Source organism: Cerasicoccus sp. TK19100 (genome assembly GCF_027257155.1).
Taxonomy (GTDB): Bacteria; Verrucomicrobiota; Verrucomicrobiia; order Opitutales; family Cerasicoccaceae; genus Cerasicoccus; species Cerasicoccus fimbriatus.
Genome location: NZ_JAPWDU010000002.1, coordinates 733,627 through 758,495, shown reverse-complemented (window position 1 = coordinate 758,495; position 24,869 = coordinate 733,627). Strand labels below are relative to the sequence as shown.

Below are 24,869 nucleotides of genomic sequence, written 5' to 3'. Positions count from 1 at the left end.
CAGCGGATTCGGCAATTGACGCTTGGCACAAAAACCGAAATACCATCGTAGTGTAATCAACTACGCCTCCCGCTGCCCGTCAGACAGCCCTGGCTTATCCTGCAAACACGATGTCACCCAGTCATACATGTCGAATAAGTAATAGGGGACAAATTGTCCTCTTTAGCAAGTATGCATATTCCAGCAGCAAGTGCGACTTTCACTCAGAAATAGGTGCACAACGGCCACCATCGTCTCTTTACACCATTCACTTATGCGACATAATTATGTCGCATAACTTATAGATATGCAGAACTAAAATGAATGAGAACCTTGCACAGTCTACATCGCTTGAGATTACGCTTGCCCATCTATTGGTCCTGCGAGAGCTGGCGAGTGACAAACTAGCAGGAACTCCACTGAACCTGAACTTCTCAGAAATAGAAAAGAAGGCTATTTGGATACTTGAAGATGTGATCGATCAGAAACTGATGGATCTAAAAATTGAGTCTAGACCAGCAAAGGATTGGGACGAACTTACTTCCAGAGCAGCTAAGCACTTAGAGACTCAGCCCTGTGACTTCCTCCCCTAAAGAAATAAAACATAAAGCATATCAAGGCGCAGCTCACAACGGCGACAAGCGCCGCGTGAGTGCTTAGCGTTCTGCAAAAGAAATGGACACAAATTTACTGATAGGGTTTCTGATTGTATTCTGGGCGGGACTTTACCTCTCAGTGAAGATAATTAATTTAAAAGAAGGAAGAAAATGGAGTGAAGGAGTGTCATTCATCCCCGTAATCCCGGTCTTTCCTCTTGTGGCATTCGGTGCTGGAGCTCTACTAAACTGGATGTGGACATATCTCGGAACTGTTACAGTTGTCGTAGCACATGTCGCAGTTTTATCCATCGGCATAATCAAAGAAATGAAAAGATGCAAAGGCGCGGCATGAGCATCGGAAGCATAGAAGCAGCAAAAGCAGAACAAGGCGCTGGTGGACAACTCCGCTACGCGCTCCGCGCTTCACTCCGTGCCACAGCTTAGCGTTCCCATAAAAGCAAAGATCTATGTCAGTTCCCATAACAGTCATTTTGAGCAAAGCTGACGAATTCTCTCGCACATACTCAGACGATACATTTTTCGACCAATTGGAGGAAGGGAAAATTGGGGAGGAGGAGTTCTGCACCGACGAGCTGTCATTTCAAATGCTTCTTCTGGAATGCTACGACGGATTTAGAGCGAGATTGCCCGAAGATACAAGGCATGCACTCGATGAGTTCGCAAACTGTGTATTCTGGTCATGGCGTGTCGATAATGGAAAGCAACAGCTAGATATCCCCCTTGAGTCGGAAGGACTAGATTCTTCCTACACTCCTGCGTCGGCGGAAAAGTTTGCCTCATTATTACACTCAATAGACTGGAAATCAGTTGAGAATTCCTTCATCTCAACGGACGTTTTGCGATCTCCAGCAGATTTCAGATTGTATTACGACGAATGGAAGACCGTTTTTGAGAAGTCTTCATCAACAGGAGAATCTGTATTTGTCTTTGTTTTTCCTTAAACCAAAATTGAGAACTAGGCGAGATAGGTGACGATTTACATCGCACCTACTCTTAGCGTTAGTCAAGAACCTCAAAAGACACAGAAATGTGAAGATACACTACGATATAGATAGTATACTTGAGCGGGCGAAGAACAGCTTTGACGTGCATCTTCAAATAATTGGGGCTCTCCCTAGGGATGAACTTTGGGGAGTGTGCAGAAAGCCAGAGTATCTTTATAATCAGGAATGGGTCAATTTAGGATTATATCAGATTGAGCTTGGTGTAAGAAACTGCGTCTCTGGAATACTTGATAACCCTGACTATAGTTTTATTGTAAATGGCTCAAATGCCCTTGAGGTCATTAAAGAATGCCGACTGCGACTTGCCATCCGCGACTTGAAGAAGATACTCAAAAAATATGGTTTTCCTTACTTCACAGAGGATTCTAGCTATCCCGACAATATCGAATCACTTTGCGAAGATCATGAGGGTGGACTTGGCGAAGGAAAGGCTTTGGAATTTCGTAAAGAACTAGAAGGATTAGATCGAATTTATTGTTACTCTGCTGACAGTTTAGATAATGTAGACACAAATGGCGTCGCAATGGATCTAGGGGTGGAGTATGTCAAAGAAAATATCGAAGTTTATCGGCGCAGGAAGCTAACCAATCGGGATATGTGACGAAAAATGCTGCGCATTTTTCGCACATACCCTCAATGTTCGCTACAAAACATGAGCCTATTTAAAAACATATTTGGCAAGAAGGTTGCCGATCAAATCACTCCCAAGCGAGATCGAGAATATAACGAGTATTTGGTCGAACGGGTCAAAGAGGTCGAAGAGCTCAACTCCAGTTTATCTGAACAGTATGGATTTGGAAGCTATGAGCGTTGGGACATTGACCAAGAAGTTGGGGATCTATTATTTTCCAACGCCGGAGCAGTTCAGTTAAGCTGCAAAGTCGTGATTCTAGGATCATACTCTAGTGTATCGAAGACATGGATGTGGGGATGGGCAAACCCATCCCTTCTAGATCATCTCACTAAAGACACCGAAAAGTTAATTGCATACGGCGAACAGCACAATATCTCCGATCTAACTGAACCTAAAACGGAAGCGACTGAAGATGAGGCATGGGCATTGTCCGCCTTCGCCTGCAGAATCCTTGGGGGACGTGGGCTGTATCGAGGTCCCACAGGAAATGGTTTTATCATAATGATGATTACTGAACTAAGCAAATCGAACTAGACGAGATAGCTGACCATCATTCCGCGCCTGCGGCGCTCCATGTTGGTCAGCTACTCTTAGCGTTATGCCAAAAAATTCTGATATCGCTGACCTGCTGGCGAACATGCCAAACAAGAAGTGTCGGCGCTGTGGAGTCGAAACGGAGTTTGCAGACTTTGGAGACCTTTCGATCCTCTGCTACGATTGCGAAAAGATCGAAGCAAAGGAAGAGAGCTCGAAGGAGCTTGCAGATTTTGACCGGAATCCATTTTGCTACGATATCGATGAGATTCTCCGAGATCGTGAATACTACGAAGTCCTGTCCCAATTTGCTGAATCGATTGAGATCCCTGACCAGAGACTTCTCGCCTGCGAACAGATTCCGACATTCATTGGACGCTTGTCCCGGGATTGGCGGAACGGATTCTTCGATATGATTGCAGAGGGGCATCACTCGATTCTTTTTCAGGTGCTACCAAGCCTCACGCGATGCGGCGCGACCGAAGCAGCTGAAGCGGTTTCCGAGTGTCTCGCAGTATTGGATCGGTTCGGATACAGAACCCTGATTCTAGAATCCGAGGAGCCTTATTCCGAGTTGTCGGAGAGTGATCGCGAATCTTTGGATAGTGCACTCCGAGCACTCGAATCGAAGTGGGGAACTTTCGTCGGAATCGACAGAGAGATGCAGGTGTCTGCTCATCGATGGGTGATCGAGCATAAGGAGGACTTTGCCCCCCGGAAACCCAAGGCATAACAAGTCGCGGATGATCAACTGCCTGCCCGCCGCGAGTCAAAATCTCAATGAACATTCAAACCTCAACCCCGAAGTCGGAGCGCGCTGTCGGCAGGCAGTGACATCGCTTGGACGTTGTAGAAGAAAATGAATTCGAAGGCACAACAGCACCGACAAAGTGGAATAATCTGCTTTTCATCTGCCCTTGCTTGCGCACTGATCGTAATATGGATGCTATTTACTCCTGGCTTTTTTCAATCCATTCTTGGTTGGCTGACTATTTTGATAGGAGCCGTTGGAATAGGGTGCTTGTTCGCAGGGATCGTTTTCATTTCCCTGCCTGGTAACGAACCACATCAACGAAACAATGAATCTACAACAAGACGAGATAGCTGACCCTTCATTCCGCGCCTTGCGGCGCTCCATGACGGTCAGCTACTCTTAGCGTTCATCAAATAATGAATGTAATAGCATCTTACGCCGGACCCGCACCTGGAGATTTTCAGTTTTTCATGTGGGAAATCTATTCTGTCCCATGGCACGGGAAGGTCGGCTTTTTACTGATCGCATTTGCGACTTTGGCACTAACAGCAATCTCATTAAAACAACGAATTTATCCCATTCCTTGCCCAAATAGAAAAGCCCAGTTTAGAATTTTAATCGGAATCAATGCGATATGGGCAACTTTTCTAACAATCGAAAAGATCGGGCATACTTTACTAAGAAACCTGCAAGCAAACTCTGAGCCGATGACTAAGCTCTATTATACTCTTGAATCATTCATTGAGGTTTCCGCACCCATAGCAATGGGCTTAATTGTATGGGCTATGATTTTAGTTTGTCTTTTTATATTGTCTTTCGCTGGAAGGCCAAACAAAGGCAAAGATGAACCAGACGAAGCAGGTGACGATTCACATCGCACCTACTCTTAACGCTCTGAAAAAAAATGCATCACTTTGCTCAAGCTGGTTTCATAATCGCGGGAATTCTAATGCTAGCATTCGGAATAGCGCATGAGTGGACTTGGCGAAAAAGAAAGAGTGGCAGAAAACAAAAGGGAAAAGTTGTGGGCAGCATCAAAGAACTCAGTGACTGCACAGAATATTTCCACCCTGAAATTGAATTTGAATCAATGGGTTCAACTTACAAGTTCACCTCAAAATACGGTGAGCCGTATAAACCAATAGAAGTAGGAACAGAAGTAGACGTTTTAGTCCCATCGAATCCGTATGATGCTGAACATTATACAACAGGAAACAGAATGTTATTCACGGGTGTTTCCATCATATTCGGAATTATCTTTGTGCTGGTCGGAGCCGCTATTAAATCTTAAATCAGAACCATTCGCTTATCTCAATTCCTTTCGCGCTCCGCGCTACAGTCTTGAGACTCCTTTACGTTAAGCAAAATGAAAAAAGCGTTTCGATTCATTCTGAAAGTAGTCGCTGTAATGCTTTTTGCGTGTGCAGTATTCGTTGTCTATCCACGAACTTTTGAAGGTAAGTATTACTGCCCAATGCTGGTGCAAGGAGTGAGAGAAAGGCACTGGGTTGTAACAGAAAAAGAAATCATACTTATCCGCGATTCGATGGAGGGCGAAGTAAGTGATTCGACCCCTTTCACTTGGGTCAAAAAAGATAATGGAATGAGAGAAATAGAGATGGGAGGACAGCGCTACGCATTAAATAAGGGTTTCAATTATTGGTATTTTTCATTCGAACCTTTAATTCCTGAAGAACCTCATACCGAAGGAGCCACTTTCTATCGCTTGCCAATCTAGAAAGCTTAACCAGGCGATAGTGGACAACTCCGTTCGCTGCGCTCACTACGTGCCACATCTCGACGTTGGAATAGAATGAAAAAGAAGATCACCATCGGATTTATCGGTATCGCTTTTATAGCGGCTTTTGGGTTCTCGTGGAACTTCGCGACAGTCTGCCTCTTTGTTGCCGTTTATCACGATGGAACCGGAGAGCACAATTTAATCGAAGCTGAAATCAAAGAAGATGACATCAAACTCCTGCACATCGTCTTGGATCAATATGAAGAAGATTTCAGAGTAAAAGGAGATAAGATTTACATTACTCCGAGGCTCTACTTTAACGAACAACTACGGTGGAACTATAGCTCAAAAGCAGGAATCCAGAAATCCCATCCAGTCGGAGCTGGCAACGGCTAACGCCGCGCCAGTCCTCGACGTTGTGTGTCGCGTGTTCCCAGCGAGACGCGGCAGCCATCCGCAGCTTCAGTCACGCTGATTTGCCTCCGATGCAAAGCAGCCTTTCCGGTAAACTTGGAGTTGATCAGAACCATGTTTCCTATTAAAACAAGACCTTAACCAACAAGCCTCCCATTGAAACCAGCACACAACCAGACGAGATAGCTGACCCATCATTCCGCGCCTGCGGCGCTCCATGTTGGTCAGCTACTCTTAGCGATCTATAAAAAATAAGATGAAATACCTAAGCCTATTACTAATATTTCTAGTCTGCGCGACTAGTGCCCTCCGAGCAACCGACTACATTCAAGTCAAGGAGCTGATGGAAAAGAAAGAAATCAAGGCGACAGTTAGTTTTGATAATCTAAGCCCGATCTTGAATGATTACTTTGTGGGCACCGCTATCGCATTAGAAAAAAAGGAGGGGCAGATTTCTGGAGTCGCACTAACCACTGAATTCGAGGGATTTGTTGAATTAGCGAAAGAAAAGTTTTCACCCCTGATTAACGGCAATAAGAAAGAATTCACGATTCCTATGGATGGTTCTTGGACTAAGGTTCAAGTTTCCGAGGACACCACTTACACTATTCGATATGTCCAAGAGTAGATCCAGACGGAGGTCTCAATTCCTTTCGCGCTCCGCTCTACAGTCTTGAGACATCTCATCGTTATGTATCAATAAATGCACCGCCGGTCTAACTACTAGACTGGCATATCAAATATGATCAGCAAATATCCAGGATCATGCCTTTGTGGTGAAGTAAAGTTCGAGATAATTGGCGACTTCGAGAGTTTCTATCTCTGCCATTGCGATCGTTGCCGCAAGGATACGGGTTCAGCTCACGCCGCCAATCTGTTCTCGAGAACCGCAAAGATGGTATGGATTTCAGGAAAAAATGGAGTCAGAACATTTACTCTTCCTTCGACCAGACACATCAAGAGCTTTTGCGCGACATGCGGATCGGCTCTTCCGAGTACCCAAATGAAAGGCGACCTCTTGGTCGTCCCGGCTGGCAGCCTTAATTGTGAACTTCCGATTCGGCCAAACGCCCATATCTTCTTATCGGACAAGGCAACTTGGGATGAGAAGTTGGATGAACTTCAGGGATTCGAAGAACTACCCGTTTGATTCTATTTCAAAAAGAGGAGTGATGAGGATTAAACTTCCAGTGGTCGCGGGATTAAAAGCATAACCAGTCGGTCCATACAACTCGCGCAAGCACTCGCGTATGACTTTCGCGTTATGATAAAATTTAAATATCTACTCCCCATTTTATTAATTGTATTTTGTGCTGGTTGCGGCAAGAAAGCTGACCACCCGTTAGTAGGAAACTGGGCATGGATCGAGCATGATGGTGAGAAGGTCTCAGAAAAATACATCCTCCAAATAAGTAGCAATGGCAGGTGGAAAATGAAAAATTTGACCAGAGACCTTGTTGAGAGTGAAGGTAGGTATGAAATATCAGGTAACGTGATCGCAATGGAACTTGAGCAAGTTCCTGAAGATTCGCATTTCCGATGGGTGAAAGAGTATTTTGAAATAGACGGGGGTAGCTTGACTCTCTGGAAGCATGAGGAGCATCCAACCTACGATGAAACAAAATCAAAATATATACGCATACTAGATTGAAATTATTCGCAGCTAAGAAAGTCTAGCAACCGGTCCAAATCCCATAACAAATCGGGGTTAGTTGACGATAATGCGTTTGCATTTCGCAGCTACTCTCATCGTTTAGTCAGCATTGCCGCTACCCAGTAACTCTTTGCGCCTTCTTGAGAGACCAGTAAGCATGGGTGGTTCACACCGCTAATTTCTGATTTGTGTGGGCAGCCATTGGCTGGCGGCGGTTGCGCAGGCCTCCATAAACATGGCTGACGGTGTCCCGCTGTTCGCAAGTTTAGGCCGCAGAATCTCACTCGTCGCACGAAACGGCTGGAGGAATAGCTGCTTGCCGCCGGCCAACCATTGGCCGATGGCGTCGAAGTCCTTCGGCTTGTGCAGCGCCGGGACGACGGTCGTGCGGAACTCGTAGTCGATGGAAGCTTTGCGTAGCAAAGTAATCGACGTCGCCAGGGCCAGCGGCAGCGTGCGCCGTCCACAGTAGCGCTCGTAGTGGCCTAACGTGCCTTTGACGTCCATCGCTACGTAGTCGACAAGTTCCGCGTTGAGCAGCTCTTTGAGGATGCAGGGGTTGCTGCCATTGGTGTCGAGCTTGATGCCGTAACCACGCCGCCGACACGCTTGCAGAAATTGAATGAGCTGTGGCTGGCGGGTGGGCTCACCGCCGGTGACCACAATGTTTCGTGCCGCAGGGGGCCGCCGCTCCAGTAACTCAATGACTTCGTTCGAGGTTACGTGAGACTCTGCGCCGCAAAGTTTATTTGCATCGCAAAGTGGAATCAGTTTCGGGTTGTGGCAGTACGGGCAACGCCAGTTGCAGCCCTGTGTAAACACGACGACTGCTGGCCGCCCCGGAAAGTCCAGGAGGGAGTTCTTTAGAATGCCTCCGATGTTCATGGGGGAGAGGCCGGGGCAACCAACAGCGCTGCCCCGGCCATTGTGCTACAGTAACTGCGTCTGTTCCATCATACGATGAAGGGATGGGTCGGGCTCGGTGTCGAAGCGCAGCCGCGCCCGTTTGCGAAACTCCGCCTGCTTGCCGTCGTTCCACTGCGAGACGGGCCGCAGATAGCCGACCACGCGGGAGTAGACCTCGCTCTCGGCTCCGCATTCGGGGCAGTGGTGGTGCTCACCTGCCACGTAGCCATGGGTGGGGCAGATGCTAAACGTCGGTGTAAGCGAGAAGTAGGGGAGCCGGTAATTCCAGGCCACCGTTTTCACAAACTCGCGCACTGCTGCCGGTTCGTTCACGCGCTCTCCAAGAAACAGGTGGATCACCGTGCCGCCCGTGTAGAGCTCCTGCGTTTCCTCTTGCAGGGATAGCGCCTCGAAGGGATCGTCGGTGTAGTTGACGGGTAGGTGCGTGCTATTGGTGTAGAAGGGCGGACCGCCACGCATGACCTCGCTCGGGTTTGCGCAAGTGATGCCCGGGCATACTTCCTGGTCCTTGAGCGCAAGGCGCATTGAAGTGCCTTCGGCCGGAGATGCCTCCAGATTGTAATGGTTGCCGGTTTCAAGCTGATATTTGACCAGTCGCATCCGCATGAATTCGAGCACTTCCTTCGCGAAAGCACGGCCCTTGTCACTGGCAATGTTGGCACCGAACAAGTTCAGGCACGCCTCATTCATGCCGACCAGGCCGATCGTCGAGAAGTGGTTTTTCCAATACACACCGTGCTGGTTTTTCATGTCGCGCAGGTAATACTGCGTGTAAGGGTAGAGCCCGGCGTCGGTGAGTTCTTCGAGGAACTTACGCTTGGTTTCGAGGCTGTCGCGGGCGAGGTCCATCATCCTGGTGAGACGCCGGAAGAACTCGCGCTTGTTCTTGGATCGGTAGCCGATGCGTGGCATGTTGATCGTCACCACGCCGATGCTACCGGTAAGCGGATGCGCGCCAAAGAGGCCGCCGCCGCGTCGTTCCAGTTGGGTGTTGTCGATGCGCAGGCGGCAGCACATAGAGCGCGCGTCATCGGGGCTCATATCGGAGTTGATGAAGTTTGAGAAATACGGAATGCCGAACTTCCCGGTCATCGTCCACAGGCCGTCAAGGTTGGGGTTTTCCCAGTTGAAATCACTCGTCAAGTTGATCGTCGGGATGGGAAATGAAAACAGCCGACCGCTGGCATCGCCTTCGCTCATGATGTCGAAGAACGCGCGATTGAGCGTGTCCATTTCTTCCTGGAAATCGCCATAGACATCGTCCGTAAACTCGCCGCCGCGCAGCACGGGATGCTTGGCGTAGTGCGACGGGCATTGCAGGTCCAGCGTGATGTTAGTAAACGGACTTTGGAAGCCCACGCGGGTTGGCACGTTCACGTTGAAGATGAACTCCTGCAGGATTTGCCGCACCTGCGCGTAGTCGAGATTGTCGTAGCGAATGAACGGTGCGAGCAGGGTATCGAAGCTGGAGAATGCCTGTGCACCCGCGGCCTCACCTTGTAAGGTGTAGAAGAAATTCACGACTTGGCCCAGCGCGCTACGCAGATGCTTGGCGGGGGCGGACTCGACCTTGCCCGGCACGCCACGAAAGCCGACGCTGAGCAACTGAAACAAATCCCAGCCCACGCAATAAACGCTCAGTTGGTTGGTGTCGTGGATGTGAAAATCGCCGTTATCATGCGCCTCGCCAATTTCGGGTGGGTAAACTTCGCTCATCCAAAAGCTCTTGCTGATGCCGGACGATATGTAGTTGTTTAGGCCTTGTAGTGAATAGGCCATGTTGCTGTTTTCGCGCACCTGCCAATCGAGCTTTTTCAAATACTGTTCGACGATCTCCGTCTTCGTCTGGTTGCGGATGGCGCGGCGTCGTGCATGCTGTTCGCGGTAGATGATAAACGCTTTGGCCGTCTTGCGGTAGCGGGATTCTATCAAGACATCTTCGGCAAGATCCTGCACGAGTTCCACCGTCGGCGCATGCGCCTTGATGGCTTCGGTGAAGCGGTTGACGATTTGAATCGCCAGTTGCATCGCGACATCGCGGGAGAACTCGCCTGTCGCCTCGCCGGCCTTGGCGACGGCATCGACAATGCGCATGGGTTCGAATGTCGCCTTGCTGCCGTCGCGCTTGCGAATCCAGCGCACGCCCGAGGTATTGAGCAAGAGATCGGTATCAGAGGTCAAAGCCGTCCCCGGCCGTTCGAACAATAACAGTTCGTCATGTTTTCCAGTCATTTTCCTTCCTTGTGTTTTGCGTTAGTTGAGGGCTTTCACCTTAACCAAGGAAAGAACGTTGTCCGTGAAAAACGGTTGAAGCAGCGCGGTTAGAAGTCGGGGAATCGCCGGCCTGAACGAAGCCTTATTGAATGAGTTTTTCTGATGGCGCAGAGTAGGGGAACTTTGCGATGCAGAGTAATTCGCAGTATCGAAAAGGTAGGGCGCAGCTTACAAGCAAGCCGCTACGCTGGAGTGGCTACGTTTTTATTTTGGAAATACATACGTCCAATCTTCAGAAGTCTTCACCAATCCCGCCCTAACCGGATTCTGCCTGATGTATTCGGCTTTCAATGCGAACTCTTCATCTGAGCGTATGCGATGATCGAAAAATCCTTCTTGCCAATTGATGCCTAGAAAACGCGATTGGTAAGATTTAAATAGTGAAATTTGTTCAGCCATTGAGACGTTTGCAGGGAATGAAATCAGTCCGTGCAAGTGATCGGGCATTAATAAGAACAGGCTGATATGCCACTTGCCACTGCGGTGCAGGCGGCCCAATGAGCCCAGTATGCCCTTAGACACTTCTGGTATCGTGAGTTGATCAGTTCCGCGAGTTTTGGTGCAGATCGTAATGAAGTAGATTTCACCATCGGCAACCCATGCTGGAGCACTGTGGTAGAGGTGCTTCCGGCCTCTGAAGTTATCCATGTTTTCTTATGTTAAGCGTTGGTGATGGAGCAAGGACTACTCCGCTGATGTGGCTTGCTTGTAAGCTGCGCCCTACCTTTGGATCATTACTGGACGCGAGCCTCGATAAAGGTCTCGTTGCCGTCTTCATCAAGCGTGACGCCGTAGGCGGTGACGATGACGTTGTTGCCCGCGTTGACGTCTTCGCCTTCTTCGGTGCTGATGATCGCGCCGATGGCGGCGGGGTGGCCAGTGGTGAAAAATTCTGACGGGATTACCGCTTCGTATTCGATGACTTGGCCGGGGGCCATGGGGCCAAACTGTATCGTGGAGCGGTTGTTCTGCGCGCCGATCATGAGCGTGAGAACGGGGCGGTTGACGACACTGGTGCCGCGGTTCTGGATGCCGATGCGCACCGGCAGGCCGGCGTTGGTGGCGAGGGCGGCGTCGACGTAGTGATCTGTCACGGCGAGGTCGAGCACGCCGCGTTCGTTGGCGCGCATGACGCGGGTCATGTCGAGCACGCCTTCGCCCAGGAAGGGGTCTGTGCCGGGTTCACCGCGGTCACTGGCTTGCTTGATAACGACCGCCGCCGCATCTGTGGCGCTGGCACCCGTTTCGGACATATAGGCGGCGATGGCGGCGCTGACAACGGGCGTTGCCGCCGAGGTGCCGCTGAAGGAAATGAGTTCGCGATCGTTGTAGGCGGCGGGCAGGCCGACGCCCGGTGCCGCGATGTCGGGCCACTCGCCCTCAAGGCCAGCATTGGGATACTCGGCCCAGTGGAGCCCGGCATCGACAGAGGTCACCGCAATGACTTCGGGGTAGGCCGCAGGATAGGTGATTTGGTCGAGACGGTCGTTGCCGACGGCGGCGACGATGACCACGCCCGCGTCGGTGGCGTATTGCACGGCGCTGCGGACGGCTGGTGTATCGCCCCAGCCACCAAGGCTGAGGTTGATGATGTTCGCGCCGTGGTCGACAGCATCGACGATGCCCTGAGCAATGGTGAAAGCGTTACCGCTGTCTTCGCCCATGGCTTGGTAGGCGAGGATCTGCGCCGCCGGGGCAAGGCCACGGGGCTGGCCGGGCATGCCGTTGCCAACGATCAGCGAGGTCACGGCATTTCCATGGCCGTTAGCGACGAGTTCTTCGATCAAGGCATAGCGGTCGATGCGTGCGCCGCTAAGTGCCGGGTGGTTGGTGACGCCGGCGTCGATGACGGCGATGCGCACACCCTTGCCCCAGTCGGAAATGTCGCCTGTGGCCCCAAGCAGCTCGATCCACTGATCGCCGAAAGCCTGCAAATGCGCGCCGTCGGGTTGGGCGTCGATGGGTTCGGGCAGGGCAACGCGCACGTTGGTGGATTCGTCGATAATGCGGTCGCCAAGCAATTGTTTCAGGCGATCAAGCCCACCGGGTGGTAGCTCTACGCGAAGCATGCCGAGCGGCCCGATGCTACCTTTCATGGGAACGCCTGCGTTGGTCAAAATGCGGATGGCCTCATCGAGCGCGGCCTTGTTCTCGAAGTGTAAAATGGTTTCACCGGGAATGACTTCGCCGCTCTTCACGTTGCGCTTTTCACGGGGCAACTTGGCGGGCATGACGGGCTGACGCGTGAGCTCTGGTGCCGTGCCGGAGGTTTGCCCGGTGGATGTCCGGTGTACAGGTGTTGTCGGGGTTTCCTGCTTCGCTGTAGTTTGCGCGGGGCGCTCCGCCGTGTCCTGACGGCCCAGCCAAAAGGCGACCGCCAGCGTGATTAGCACGAGTGCGCCGAGGGCAAAAATAATGGGCTTACGGCTCATGGAAAGTTCGATGCATCAAACAGCATTCTGCTTCCCACTACAACATCAGCTTTTCGTAAAAGTTGCGGAATTTGACATAAGTCATTAGCTGGCTTAATGTTATTAAATGGACTCCGCGAATCTCATCGTTAGCTATCTCTTCTTCAGTTTTTTCGGCGGACTGCTGGCCACAGCGGCTTTTTCCGGTCTGCTTTATTTCTTTGAGCGCACCAATGTGACCAAAGGTAACATGATCATTGCGCTCGGCAGCCTACTGACGCATTCCCGCGAGCGGGCGGCGCAGGTTGGGCTGATTATTCACCTCGTCTCCGGCGTGTTTTTTGGCCTGCTTTACACTTGGGGTTTAATGGCCATTGGTGCGACGAGCTTTGGTGCCGTCTTTCTACTGGGCGGGTTGTTTGGCGTGTTGCATGGCGCAGTGGTGGCGGTGGGCCTGGTCGCCTCGATTTCAGACTTTCACCCGCTGCCTGAGTTTCGCAAAGCAACGTGGGTCGTTGGTTTCACACATGGGCTCGCGCACGTAATCTATGGCCTCGTCATGGGCTTTATAGTCGCCTCATCCGGATTGGCCGGATGAGGACGTTTCAACTTGCTATTCGAGGATGAGCAAAGGCTGATCACCGGCAGCTTCGTAACTGTCAAAGACCACATAGCGATCACTGCCCGCTGACGTGCTAACGATGACGATGGACAGCGCACCATCGCCGCTTTGTTCGCTACTGGCAGCGGAAGATAGATCGAACTCTACGGCGACGCCGTTTTGAATGGTAGATCCGCTAATGGTGTCCAACAGCGTGCTGTAGCCTGGCTGGTTGTTCCAAGTGATGCCAGTCTCGGCCCAACTGTCGTTGCTGACGAGGTAGGCTTGCAAGTCGGTGTTTGCAATGCCGGAGCCAACGGTGTTGGGCATCAGCGACAGGGTGGCGCTGGTGATGCTGCCGGAGTAGCCCGACAAGTCGAAGCGCAGGAAGATGCGGCGGTTATACTCGTCGCTGGCGTCGGCTTTAACCCAAAGCGATGAGGCGAGGCCGTGATTGGTGTTGGCGTAGCTTCCGTTGCGCACGTAAGCATCGGCGTCGGTTTCCAAGGCATTGGTGAAATCACCGGTGACAACGTCTGCAAAGCTGGTGCCGACGCGCAGCTCATCCCATTCGGCAGACTGCGAGGAGTTGCCAAAGGGGCCGTGCTTAATCGCGAGCGTATTAAAGCTGAAGAAAGCTTCGTCGCTCAAGGTGAGGTCGGTGCCGGAGGTCGACGGCTCGCCCAGGCTAAGGTCGGGGTCGACCCACACATGGATGGTATTGCCCGCTGGGCTGGCATCCATGCGCACCAGGAAAAAGTGTAGCTCGTTGTAGGCAGCACCCGTTATGGTTGCGTAGCTGGTCGTCGGGCCCTTGACCTGCCAGTCTCCGCTGGCCGCCTTGAAGGAGAGGCCACCGAAATCGATCGACGATGTGCGGCCGGAGCTGTTTTTCTTGGTCAGGAAAGACAGCCAATATTCGCCGGTTTCTGCGCCGACGCTTTGGGCGAGTTGGCGGGTCGCCGTCTGGTGCACGCCGTCGGTATCGTAGATTTTAAAACGATTACCCTGGCTCACCAGATTGGTGTAGTCAAAGCCTGCGCTGAGGACCTCGGCGTAGCCCGCGCCACCGCTGATTATCCAGGGCGTGCTCCACCCGAAGCCGCCATCGGCACCATCAAGGCTGCCTGTTGCGTAGTCAAACGCCTCGTAGACAAAGAGCGGTGCACTGGGAGCAGGGGTTACGGCAGCAAACGATTCGCCGATGCGGAGCTCGTCCCATTCGCTGGATTGCATGGCGTTACCCCAGACGCCGTGTTGGATGTTTACCGTGTCAAAGGTGAAGCCGCCCGCGTCTGTCAGGGTGACGAGGGCGCTGCCCGTGGACGGCTCACCGCTGGCCAGGTCGGGATCGACCCACGCAGAGACGGTGTCATTAACGGCACCGGCATCGACGCGGATCAGGAACAAATGCTGGGCGGCGTAGCCCGCGCCGGTGAGCGTGGTGTAGCTGGTGTCCGGCGTTTTAATTTCCCAATCGTTGCTCTGGTAAGCGCGTAAAGCCATGTCGCCAAATTCGATGTAGGCTTCGCGCCCGGAGTGATTCTTTTTGGCGATAAAGGATATCCAGTAAGTGCCTTCGGTTGCGCCGAGGGTTGTGGACAAGGTGCGGACAATGCCCTGCCGGTTGCCGTCCGTGTCGTAAACGCGAAAGCGATTGCCCGTGCTGGCGAGTGAGGCATAGCTGAAAGAATCGGCGATGGTGGAGGCGTCGCCGCCGTTACCCCATTCGCTCCAGGCTGACGCCCAGCCGATGCCGCCATTTGCGCCGTCCACGGAGCCCACTGCGTAGTCGAAGCCCTCGTAGGCAATAAGCGCCGCGTCATGCATGCTGCGGGCGGGATTGACATCCGCGTAGCTAGCGTAGGCGTCGCCCATGCGATATTCGTCCATGTAGTAGGTGCGTGGCGAATCACCGGACCAATGATAAACGCCCTTGTAGTTGCCCATTTTGAAGTAGGGGCCGTTGCCAGGACCGTAGTCGAGATAGGTAGGCCCGGTGTAGTCCATTTGCAGCACGCCGTTGACCCAGATTTTCATGAAGCCGGTCGTCTCATGCGTCCATTTGACGTGGATCACGATGTCATTCCACGCGTTGGGTGTGAATGCTCCGAGGTCGAAGTAATCGTGCTCAGTTTCGTTGAGCCCGATCTTTTGAAACTTCAAATCCATCTGCAAATGGCCGTTGGTTTTGGCGACAATGCACGTGGGTGCAACGCCGTCTTTAGCCCATGACGGCTGCGATGAATGCCAATCGTGAAACTGGGAAATGATGTCCTGGGTGGTGTCTCCGGCATTGGCGGGAAGATAGATGCTCCAGCCATACCAATGCTCGCCGCCCACGGTTCCGCGCCGACTGCTGACGATTTCTGCGCGCTTGTCCTGATTCTGCATGTAGGAGCGCATCGAGTAAGTCCCCTGACGCGCTTGGGCGGAGCTGGCTGAGACGCTCGCGCTGGCCCCCTCGGTTTCGGTGGAGCCGACCTGCGACAAATCTCCGGTTTCGAAATCGAAGGTTTCCAAGATATTGGCCTGAGCAGTGTGCGATATGGCCAAGAGCGCGCTCAGGAATAACGCTACGAGGAGCCGTTTGCATGAGTGGTGGGTTCTGCGTGTGCGATTAGTACACGAGACAGTCAACGAGAGCTTAGACACATACATGATGGAGTGGGGTTGGGGTGAAGGGTGGTAACAAATCCCTTCATAGCCGACCGTGTTCCCCACGTCTAAAGCTTTGATGATTTACCCGTATAGCATCGTGTGGCTAAAGGCGAGGTAGCGCGTTGAGTGTAGCCGTGTCGGCAGGGGCTTTTTTTGATCGGTGAATGCGCCGCTTTGTTGGGGACCTCACATGCACACGATCCATATCCAACCGATCCAGCAGAATGCTGGCGGAGACAATGCGTTATCCGCCAGCTAAGCTAATTCGGATCGTTATGGTCAGCCATGTGGCTGGTGGCTGCTGTGCTCAGTTAAAAGGCGTCGCGTTAGATATTGTCGATTGCGATGCCTTTGGGCAGCTCGGGGAAGGTGGCTGGGGTCGGGAGGGTTTGATACCAGAATGCGACCGAGGCAATGTCGTCGAGGCGCTGTAGGAAGTCGCCGCGGCGAGTCCAGCCGAGGGATTGGATCGTTACCTTGATGTCCTCTTCAAAACGGATGGGGTCCATCACGTGCCAGCGGTAGAGCGCAAAGCGGGTGTTGGCGTTGTAGACACCGTCCGGGCGCACGACATGTGGCATGCCGGCGTAGGGCGTGGTAAACTCCTGGTATTGCTTGGTCTCTTTGTTCTCAAAATTGTAGGAGCCGCAGAAGTAGTCTTCCGCGCCTGTGCCGCAGATGGTCGGGTAGCCCGTGGAGCCACCCACGACCTCGCCGTTGGAGACTTCCGGCTTCGCGTCGCCATCGAGGTAAAACTTGATTTCGCCTTCGCCCCACCAGCCATTGTGGTTGACCTGCCAGGCCATCACGGTGCCGACGTAGTGGCCCGCGCCGGAGATGTTGTCGAGGATCGTGTGAACTTCGCCTTCCATCACGGGGCGGCTGCGGCGGAACTGCGCATGGAAATACGCGGCGTTTTCCGGAACGTCGGTCAGGGTGTAGTTGATCTGGTAATAGACCTTGATCGGCGTATTGACGTCCCGATTTTCGATCGTGATGCGGCACCGTTTGCGGAATGGCATTTCCCAATAGCAGTTGAACGCATTGCCCGGGTTCACGCAGACTGGCAGCGAGGTAACTTGCGCGAAAACGTTGAAGCTCGTGTAGGGGCTGGCAAAGAAATCACCCACCGGGCACTCGACGGACGGCAACTCCTGGTCATCCCAGTAAAAACGGATTATAGAGGTACGATTGACGCCGGTCGGGGTCATCCAAATCTGCTGAATGGCACCCGGGCCTTCGATGTTAGCGATCTCGGCGGTTTCGCCGGGTTGGATCTCGATGAATGGGCGGACCTTCCAACCTTTGCCCAGGTAGCGAGCGGGCCCGGCGGGTTTGCCTTGCTCATCGAGCTCGGGCACGGCGCGTCCACCACCGGAGACTTCACCATTTGGGTTCTCGGGAGAAATTGAGCGCGTTTTGGCTTTGGAAAGTAGGGACAGATTGCCCAAATGAAGGCCGAGGCCATTGAATGAATTCATCGTGTTAAGCGGATCGGGGGTTCGTTGTTGGAGGATTGAACCATCGAGGTATAACGTTCACTTTCGCATGGACAAGTGATTTCCGCCCGCGACACAAAAAAGCGCCCGGGCGCTTTTGCTAAGGCTGGGCGCTCATCGATCTAGCTTGATGACGGTGCCGCTGATTTTCGGGACATCGACGCAGCCCTGGACGTTGTGCCTGAGTTTACGTTCACGACTTGACTCGCTTTGTGCCAATCGGTTGCATCGATTAGCTATTAGTATATTCACTGACATCCAATGCCCGAGAAGCGACCTACACTCAAAGATCTGATCAAGAAGACGGGATTCTCCCATGGAGCGATTTCCCGAGCCTTCAACGGACAGAAGGGGATCAGCACCGCAACCAAGGAGCGAATTCTGAAAGCGGCGCGTGAGATCGGCTACCATCCGAATCCATCGGCGAGAAACTTCAAGCGTGGCTACAGTGGGCGTGTTGGCATCATTTTGCCGAACTTGCGCAACACGAATTACTCCGAGCTTTATGAGCAGTTGGATCGCGCCATTTCCGCCAGCGGGTCTTCTTCAATTCTCGCGCTTACGCACGACGATATGGAGACCGAGGCGAACACGATCCTACACTGGTCAGCCGGGGAGACCGATGCCATGGTCATTAATCCCATTCGCGCGAATACGAATCTGGATATTTATCAGAAAGTGAAATCGTGGGGTTATCCGTTGCTGTTTCTCTATGGTAATCTGGGCGGTGATTTTGACGGGATCGGTTTTGAATACGACAACAGCATGGCGCAGGCGCTGAAATATCTGCGCGATGTCGGCCACCAGTCCGTGGCGTATGTCGGCCAGATTCCGCCCGGAGCGAAACCGCTGGGTAAGTATAGTGTGCTGCTGCGTCAACTGGAGGCGGTGGACATGCAGTTTGATGAAAAGCATTCGGTGTTCGACGTGGATGGCCAAGAGGCTGGTTCCGTGGCCATGGACCGCTGGAAGCGACTCGGTAGTTACCCGACTGCGATCGTGGCGTACAACGACTATACGGCGGGGTCGATTTATTATGAGGCACGTTATCGTGGCTTATCGATCCCGAAGGACTTTTCATTGCTCGGTAGTGACGATGTTGCAGAGGCGAAATTAATTGGCCTCTCGACGATTCGTACGGATCGCACGGCGTTGGCCAATGAGGTTATGCGGATGCTGAAAACCCGGATGGAGCATACCGAAGAGCCGCCTCAATATTCATCACTGCGTTGTGAACTAGTCCTGCGCGATACTTTGGGCCCGTCACCACGGCGCCCGTAGACGCAGCACTACTCTAAGAGGTTTGGTCTTAGTCCATGGTGATTTTAATGCAGTATCGGACTAGCTCATGCTGCGGAATAAGCAGAACGAGCTTTCACACTTACGGTTGATTGAACCTTGAGCGGGTGGTGCCCGCCTGATGTATGCGCCCAATCCGAGCGGCTATGGTAGCAGTTAGCTACTCATAGCGCTCATCGGCGGAGCGAACTTGGTCAGATTGATGCCTTCAACGGCGGCCTTGTATTCCTCGAAGTTTGGCGTGCGGCCAAGGATCGCGGACAGCACCACGACGGGCGTCGATGCGAGCAAGGATTCACCCTTTTTGCGTTCGGAGTCTTCCACCACGCGTCCCTGGAAGAGGCGCGTCGAGGTCGCCATGACGGTGTCGCCCTTGGCGGCCTTTTCCTGGTTACCCATGCAGAGGTTACAGCCGGGGCGCTCCAGATACATCATGTTCTCGTATTCGGTGCGCGCGGCATTTTTCGGGGCATCGTCATTGAAGACGAAGCCGGAATATTTCTGGAGCATGTCCCAGTCGCCTTCTTCCTTGAGCTCGTCAATGATGTTGTAGGTCGGCGCGGCGACTACCAATGGCGCTTGGAACTCGACCTTGCCTTGTTGGGCTTCGAGATTCTTCAGCATCTGCGAAACAATCTTTAAGTCGCCCTTGTGGACCATGCAGGATCCGACAAAGCCCAAGTCCACGTGCTTCGCACCTTCGTAATAGGAGAGGGCGCGGATGGTGTCGTGGGTGTAGCGCTTGGAAACGTCCTCGTTGTTGACGTCCGGGTCGGCGATCATCGGCTCGACGATTTGATCAAGGTCGACGACGAACTCGGCAAAGTACTTGGCGTTGGCGTCGGGTGTCAGCGCGGGCTTCACGCCGGTCCGGATTTCGCTAATGCGGTTGTTGGCCTTGTCGATCAAGCCCTGGAGGACCTGGGCATCGTTATCCATGCCCTTGTCGATCATGATCTGGATGCGGCTCTTGGCGATCTCCAGTGATTCGATGAGCGTCTCGTCCTGGGAAATGCAGATGGAGGCCTTGGCCTTCATTTCGGCGGTCCAGTCAGTAAAGGTAAAGGCCTGGTCGGCGGGCAGGGTGCCAATGTGGACCTCGATGATGCGGCCCTGGAAGACGTTTTCGCCAAACTTCTGCAGCATCTGCGCCTGGGTGGCGTGGACGACGTCGCGGAAGTCCATGTGGTCCTTGAGGTCGCCCTTGAAAGTCACCTTGACGGATTCCGGGATCGGCATGGTGGCCTCACCGGTGGCCAACGCGAGCGCGACGGTGCCGGAGTCCGCGCCAAAGGCTACGCCCTTGGACATGCGGGTGTGGGAGTCGCCGCCAATGATGATCGCCCATTCGTCCACCGTCAGGTCGTTGAGCACCTTGTGGATGACGTCCGTCATCGCGTGATAAACACCCTTAGGGTCACGCGCGGTGATCAGGCCAAAATTGTTCATGAACTGCATCAGGCGCGGGATATTGGCCTGCGCCTTTTTATCCCAAACCGACGCCGTGTGGCAGCCCGACTGATAGGCACCATCAACCGTCGGCGATACCACGGTGGCGGCCATGGCTTCCAGCTCTTGCATGGTCATCAGCCCGGTGGTGTCCTGAGAACCGACGATGTTAACCTTCACGCGGACGTCCGAGCCCGCATGCAAGGTGAGGCCATCGGTTACGCCCACGGCATTCTTGTTAAAGATCTTCTCAACAGCGGTGAGGCCCTGGCCGGGGTGTGAAATTTCCTTGGACGGCGCAAAGACCGGCGCTTGTTCCACGCCCAAGGTTTTCGCGGCGAAGGTTTGGAGCTTCTTGCCGAAGACAATGGCATAGGAGCCACCAGCCTTGATGAATTCCACCTTTTGCGGCGTGAGCGCGGAAGAAATATCCGTCAGCTCCTGGTCGCCATTGAAGAGTTTTTTCTTCTTGGTGTTGATCGTGAGAACGGTGCCCGTGGCGACGGAATACGCCTGCTCAAGCACGGGGTCGTCGTTGTCATCGAGAATCGGATTGCCGTTTTCATCGAGCTTCTTCTTCCAGTTTTTGAGGTCGAGGCCGATGCCACCCGTCACGCCGACGGTGGTCAAAAAGATTGGAGAAATGCCATTGGTGCCCGCTACGATGGGAGCGATGTTCACGAACGGGACATAGGGGCTGGCCTGCTTGCCGGTCCAGAGCGCGACGTTGTTGACGCCGGACATGCGGGACGAGCCTACGCCCATGGTACCCTTTTCGGCAATCAGCATGACGCGCTTGCCGGGATGCTTTGCCTGGAGCTCGCGGATTTCGTTTTGCGCGGCTTCGGAGATCATGCACTTGCCGTGGAGCTCGCGGTCGGAGCGGGAGTGTGCCTGATTGCCAGGTGAAAGGAGGTCGGTGGAAATGTCACCCTCGGCGGCAATGTAGCACACCACGTCGATCTCTTCTTCGACATCGGGCAGTTTAGTGAAGAACTCGGCCTTGGCATAGCTTTCGAGAATGTCCTTGGCGACCGCATTGCCAGCTTTGTAGGCGTCGGCGAGGCGATCACTGTCGGCGTCGTAGAGGAAAACCTGCGTTTTGAGGACGTCGGCCGCGCTCTTGGCGATCGCTTCGTCGTTGCCCAGCGCCAAGTCGAGAAGCACTTCTACGGACGGTCCACCCTTCATGTGGGACAGCAGCTCAAAGGCAAACTCAGGTGAAATTTCTGCGACGACCGCTTCGCCCAGAATGATTTGCTTGAGGAATTGGGCTTTCACGCCAGCCGCGCTGGTGGTGCCGGGCAACGTGTTGTAGATGAAGAACTTGAGGGAGTCTTCCCGGTGTTCATGACCGAGGTCTTTGATTTGCTCAATGATCTCGGCGAGCAGTGCACCGTCGTCAATGGGCTTGGGGTGCAAGCCTTGATTTTTACGTTCTTCGATCTCGTTGATGTAGTCCGTGTATAAGTTCATGTGTACCGGCGCGGATATCGGTTAAAGCCAATGTTTGATGTGTCGTTAAAAGCGATATGCAAGAAATCTGGCAAGGATCGCAAAGTAAGCAAAAATTAAGCCTACCAGAGATATTTTTATTTGCTCAAGAAGATTCATGCACGCGCCCAGGATGAATCGCTGCGATAGCCGGTTTGGGGCGGACAAGCTTTCGGCCTTGGTCCAATTTCACCTCGTTTGGCTGTATCGCTAATCTGCGAGCGAGAGGGCGCAACTAGTTGCGTAAAGACGGCGTTGCCATTACTCAATTTTATAAGCAAAATTCATCTATGTTGCCCCGCATTTGTTCTTTACCCCATCAATCTCGACGCGGCTTTACGTTGATCGAGTTGTTAACCGTCATTGCCATCGTTGGTGTTTTGGCGGCGATCTTAATCCCGGTGCTATCCGGGGTGAAAACCCGCGCCAGCTCGGCACAGTGCTCCTCGCAGATACGGCAGATTGGAGCGGCGTTCCAAATGTATTTGCAGGACAATAACAACCTGCTGCCGACTTCCCATCTCGGCACGCCCTTCAGCGGACAGGGCCCGTATTACAATCGGGACCCGCGACGAATACAGACACTGTTTGGTTCCTATTTGGATGTACCGGCATCGGACACCTGGAGCACGAGCGAAGACAAAATGACTTACGACGCCACCCTGGCATGGTCTGGCTGGTCAGCGAATCGCCGTGGCCCCGGGCCAAGCCTGATTGGTAACTGGCCCGTTAAGCTAACCAATAGCGAGGACTACGCCAGCCAACCGCCTTGGGGGAAATCTTACTTGCTGCTTCAAGACCCCAGCAAAGCGCCGATGTATACCGAGGCCGATGCCGTTCTCGTTCCCACGGCGGGGTGGTCGAAGTTTCTGCCGGAAAAGCCGGTCCACGGTAACTACCGTAACACGCTCTTTTTCGACGGGCATGTGGAGCAAATCGATGTCTCGGTGGACTTGCGTGCGGTTAATTAACCAGCGCAGGGGCTGACTGGCCCTCCACCCAGTGGCCGTCAATTTGAATCAACCGGGGATGCTCCGGAGTCCCTGAGAGATTTCGCTGTAGCGCCAGGGCAAGCAGCTCGACCCCCGTTGCGCCGATGATGTCCGGGTTTTCATCAATGCCGCAGAATCCGGCGTCGCTGCTGGCATTACTCATCAGGACAATGCCAAGACGCGCCAAATAGTCTGCGCTTAATGCGGATGCTTTCTTAATGTCCTTATGGGTGCCCATCATGATGACGGCATCGGGTTGGTATTTCTTGAGCCAATTAATGATCGCGTCGTCGATGCGTATGGGGTCGCAGATGTGGGCTGGTATACGGTTCTTTTTCGGCATGGCTTGCTGCATCAGGTAGTAAGCCGCCAGGCAACGATGGCCGGTTCGCTCATCGTAACCTTGGGGCAGGAGCAGACCCGGCCGCTGGTAGCCGCGTTGACGCAGGTTATTCAGGATGAGTTGAATGTTATGAAAATGGTTTGGTGTGACGCGGTCGAAGTGTGGTTCGGTAATCGTGTAAGACGTGCAGATTCCACAGAAGTTGGACCAATCAAAATTCGGAATACCAGCCGACTCCGGCAGCGGTGGAATCACTATGGCGCGAATCCCGCGTGCTTGGAGAATTTCATTAATGCGATGATGGGTCATGCCTTTCTCGTGCATCCAGAAATTCTGCAAACTGTAGCCGAGCTCCGTCGCCTGCCGGAGGGCTCCCTGCCACATGCGGCGCTGAAACTCGACGCCGGTTTTCTGGTAGGTGTCGCGATCTTCCCAGAAGTTTAGCCAGGCAATGGTTTCCTGGTAAGTGATGCTGCGTTGAGTCCTCACCTGGGACATCAGTGAGGCGATGGCGGGGTTGAGTTGATAGCCCATTTGCCGGGCAGTCGAAATGACCCGCTCCCGTGTTTGCTTGGCGATGCGCTGGTCGTTGCGCAGAGCGAGTGACACAGTTGCCGGGCTGATTTTCAGTGCATGGGCGATGTCTCGAATGGTTGGGGATGCGTCGGACATTTCTTACAATCCATGATGGCGCTAATTCCTCACTAATCCAGCACTTAAACGCGTTTAAATTCGCGGAGTTTGTCATTCGTACTCTGGGTTGATTTACTTATCAGCAATTAATTTGTTAACCCAAACCCAGCATACCCTAATGAATATTACGCCCCTTCTCGCCAGCCTCGCTGGCTGCCTTTGCCTGACCGCCTTGAATGGCTCAGTGGTTTTCTTTGATGACTTCGAATCCTACCCGGTGGCCAACGATCAGTCGACCAGTGGTGGCGGCAAGATTTACTCCGGCTTTGGCGTGGCCGACCAGACAACGGCAACTCCCTTTGGATCGCCCAACCAGTTTGGTTATCTCGATGGCGGTTCTTCGTTCGTACGCGTGGCCTCCGTGAGCACGTTGATGACGTATAGCTTTGACCTGTTTGAGCCCACAACAGGGCAGTCCAGCATTACGCGCTTTGGCATCGGGCAGGGAGACGTCAATGCCAACGCCTACGCCGCATGGAGTATTAACAATGGCGTGCTGACCGCGATCAACAACACTTCCCTCGTATCCGGCTCATTGCCCACCTTGGAGCTGGATCGCGCTTACGTGACTTACATTGTCCATAACGGCTCGGGCGCATCGGAGACGATTGCCGGCACCGGCGCTACGCTGGGGGCAGGCCAGACTGCGCTCTATTTCTATGACACGGTTTCCACTACCGTTATCGCAGCGGGGATCTACGACCACACGAGTGATAAGCTGGTGAATTCTTTCCTGATCCGCTCCTTCAGCGCCGATGACAATACGCTGTATTTCGACAACATCACGCACGATAACACCCTGACGGTGGTGCCCGAGCCTGGCCTTTATGCCGCGATTTTTGCATGCGCGGCCTTGGGGTTTGCGGTGCGACGCCGGTCCCAGAAGCGCTAG

The 24,869-nt window shown here is 53.2% G+C and carries 25 protein-coding genes; 17 read left to right on the top strand and 8 right to left on the bottom strand.

The window, feature by feature from the left end:
• The first annotated feature begins 299 nt into the window (after window positions 1-299).
• From O3S85_RS06660 to O3S85_RS06605, 13 genes are all read left to right on the top strand, one after another.
• Window positions 300-572 (top strand): hypothetical protein, encoded by a 273-nt coding sequence (locus O3S85_RS06660; RefSeq protein WP_269539056.1) that lies wholly within the window; start codon window positions 300-302, stop codon window positions 570-572.
• 82 nt (window positions 573-654) lie between these two features.
• On the top strand, window positions 655-930 hold the full coding sequence (locus tag O3S85_RS06655; RefSeq protein ID WP_269539055.1) for a hypothetical protein: 276 nt from the start codon (window positions 655-657) through the stop codon (window positions 928-930).
• 115 nt (window positions 931-1,045) lie between these two features.
• A complete protein-coding gene (locus tag O3S85_RS06650) occupies window positions 1,046-1,540 on the top strand; it encodes a hypothetical protein (RefSeq protein ID WP_269539054.1) in 495 nt (164 codons plus the stop codon).
• A gap of 88 nt (window positions 1,541-1,628) precedes the next feature.
• Window positions 1,629-2,204: a hypothetical protein gene (locus tag O3S85_RS06645; RefSeq protein ID WP_269539052.1), complete on the top strand. Its 576-nt coding sequence runs from the start codon at window positions 1,629-1,631 to the stop codon at window positions 2,202-2,204.
• Between the two features lie 51 nt (window positions 2,205-2,255).
• Complete coding sequence (locus O3S85_RS06640) at window positions 2,256-2,771, top strand: DUF6882 domain-containing protein (RefSeq protein ID WP_269539051.1); 516 nt, start codon at window positions 2,256-2,258, stop codon at window positions 2,769-2,771.
• Between the two features lie 64 nt (window positions 2,772-2,835).
• Window positions 2,836-3,504, top strand: a complete 669-nt coding sequence (locus tag O3S85_RS06635; protein WP_269539050.1) for a hypothetical protein — start codon at window positions 2,836-2,838, stop codon at window positions 3,502-3,504.
• Window positions 3,505-3,995: 491 nt separating this feature from the next.
• On the top strand, window positions 3,996-4,415 hold the full coding sequence (locus O3S85_RS06630) for a hypothetical protein (protein ID WP_269539048.1): 420 nt from the start codon (window positions 3,996-3,998) through the stop codon (window positions 4,413-4,415).
• Between the two features lie 14 nt (window positions 4,416-4,429).
• A complete protein-coding gene (locus O3S85_RS06625) occupies window positions 4,430-4,816 on the top strand; it encodes a DUF3592 domain-containing protein (RefSeq protein ID WP_269539046.1) in 387 nt (128 codons plus the stop codon).
• Window positions 4,817-4,891: 75 nt separating this feature from the next.
• On the top strand, window positions 4,892-5,263 hold the full coding sequence (locus O3S85_RS06620; RefSeq protein ID WP_269539044.1) for a hypothetical protein: 372 nt from the start codon (window positions 4,892-4,894) through the stop codon (window positions 5,261-5,263).
• Window positions 5,264-5,338: 75 nt separating this feature from the next.
• Entirely contained in the window at window positions 5,339-5,662 is a 324-nt protein-coding gene (locus tag O3S85_RS06615; RefSeq protein ID WP_269539043.1) for a hypothetical protein, read from the top strand.
• A gap of 361 nt (window positions 5,663-6,023) precedes the next feature.
• Window positions 6,024-6,308, top strand: a complete 285-nt coding sequence (locus O3S85_RS06610; protein ID WP_269539041.1) for a hypothetical protein — start codon at window positions 6,024-6,026, stop codon at window positions 6,306-6,308.
• Between the two features lie 114 nt (window positions 6,309-6,422).
• A complete protein-coding gene (locus O3S85_RS21200; RefSeq protein ID WP_343218940.1) occupies window positions 6,423-6,830 on the top strand; it encodes a GFA family protein in 408 nt (135 codons plus the stop codon).
• A 114-nt stretch (window positions 6,831-6,944) separates the two neighbouring features.
• Entirely contained in the window at window positions 6,945-7,331 is a 387-nt protein-coding gene (locus O3S85_RS06605; RefSeq protein WP_269539040.1) for a hypothetical protein, read from the top strand.
• 177 nt (window positions 7,332-7,508) lie between these two features.
• Here O3S85_RS06605 and O3S85_RS06600 read toward each other — a convergent pair whose 3' ends face one another.
• From O3S85_RS06600 to O3S85_RS06585, 4 genes are all read right to left on the bottom strand, one after another.
• Entirely contained in the window at window positions 7,509-8,219 is a 711-nt protein-coding gene (locus O3S85_RS06600) for an anaerobic ribonucleoside-triphosphate reductase activating protein (protein ID WP_269539039.1), read from the bottom strand.
• Between the two features lie 45 nt (window positions 8,220-8,264).
• Window positions 8,265-10,493 carry a ribonucleoside triphosphate reductase gene (locus O3S85_RS06595; RefSeq protein WP_269539037.1) on the bottom strand — a complete coding sequence of 743 codons (2,229 nt, stop codon included), beginning with the start codon at window positions 10,491-10,493 and terminating at the stop codon, window positions 8,265-8,267.
• 246 nt (window positions 10,494-10,739) lie between these two features.
• Complete coding sequence (locus O3S85_RS06590) at window positions 10,740-11,183, bottom strand: REP-associated tyrosine transposase (protein ID WP_269539036.1); 444 nt, start codon at window positions 11,181-11,183, stop codon at window positions 10,740-10,742.
• 86 nt (window positions 11,184-11,269) lie between these two features.
• Window positions 11,270-12,967, bottom strand: coding sequence for a S8 family peptidase (locus O3S85_RS06585; protein WP_269539035.1), 1,698 nt, complete (start codon window positions 12,965-12,967; stop codon window positions 11,270-11,272).
• A 106-nt stretch (window positions 12,968-13,073) separates the two neighbouring features.
• On the opposite strand from O3S85_RS06585, the gene O3S85_RS06580 reads away from it, so the two are divergent.
• Window positions 13,074-13,544 (top strand): hypothetical protein, encoded by a 471-nt coding sequence (locus tag O3S85_RS06580; RefSeq protein ID WP_269539034.1) that lies wholly within the window; start codon window positions 13,074-13,076, stop codon window positions 13,542-13,544.
• A 15-nt stretch (window positions 13,545-13,559) separates the two neighbouring features.
• Here O3S85_RS06580 and O3S85_RS06575 read toward each other — a convergent pair whose 3' ends face one another.
• Both O3S85_RS06575 and O3S85_RS06570 read right to left on the bottom strand, forming a co-directional pair.
• Entirely contained in the window at window positions 13,560-16,103 is a 2,544-nt protein-coding gene (locus O3S85_RS06575; protein ID WP_269539033.1) for a CBM96 family carbohydrate-binding protein, read from the bottom strand.
• 431 nt (window positions 16,104-16,534) lie between these two features.
• A complete protein-coding gene (locus O3S85_RS06570; protein ID WP_269539031.1) occupies window positions 16,535-17,689 on the bottom strand; it encodes a glycoside hydrolase family 172 protein in 1,155 nt (384 codons plus the stop codon).
• 279 nt (window positions 17,690-17,968) lie between these two features.
• Between O3S85_RS06570 and O3S85_RS06565 the strand changes: the two genes are divergently transcribed.
• On the top strand, window positions 17,969-18,988 hold the full coding sequence (locus tag O3S85_RS06565; RefSeq protein WP_269539029.1) for a LacI family DNA-binding transcriptional regulator: 1,020 nt from the start codon (window positions 17,969-17,971) through the stop codon (window positions 18,986-18,988).
• 174 nt (window positions 18,989-19,162) lie between these two features.
• On the opposite strand, the gene O3S85_RS06560 is transcribed toward O3S85_RS06565, so the two are convergent.
• A complete protein-coding gene (locus tag O3S85_RS06560; protein ID WP_269539027.1) occupies window positions 19,163-21,931 on the bottom strand; it encodes a bifunctional aconitate hydratase 2/2-methylisocitrate dehydratase in 2,769 nt (922 codons plus the stop codon).
• A 359-nt stretch (window positions 21,932-22,290) separates the two neighbouring features.
• Here O3S85_RS06560 and O3S85_RS06555 point away from each other — a divergent pair, with 359 nt between their 5' ends.
• Window positions 22,291-22,920, top strand: a complete 630-nt coding sequence (locus O3S85_RS06555) for a prepilin-type N-terminal cleavage/methylation domain-containing protein (RefSeq protein WP_425499847.1) — start codon at window positions 22,291-22,293, stop codon at window positions 22,918-22,920.
• Here O3S85_RS06555 and O3S85_RS06550 read toward each other — a convergent pair.
• The gene (locus tag O3S85_RS06550; protein ID WP_269539024.1) at window positions 22,913-23,956 is read right to left on the bottom strand and encodes a LacI family DNA-binding transcriptional regulator; all 1,044 of its coding nucleotides are present in this window, start codon (window positions 23,954-23,956) and stop codon (window positions 22,913-22,915) included. The genes O3S85_RS06555 and O3S85_RS06550 overlap by 8 nt on opposite strands.
• A gap of 139 nt (window positions 23,957-24,095) precedes the next feature.
• Between O3S85_RS06550 and O3S85_RS06545 the strand changes: the two genes are divergently transcribed.
• Window positions 24,096-24,869: a hypothetical protein gene (locus O3S85_RS06545; RefSeq protein WP_269539023.1), complete on the top strand. Its 774-nt coding sequence runs from the start codon at window positions 24,096-24,098 to the stop codon at window positions 24,867-24,869.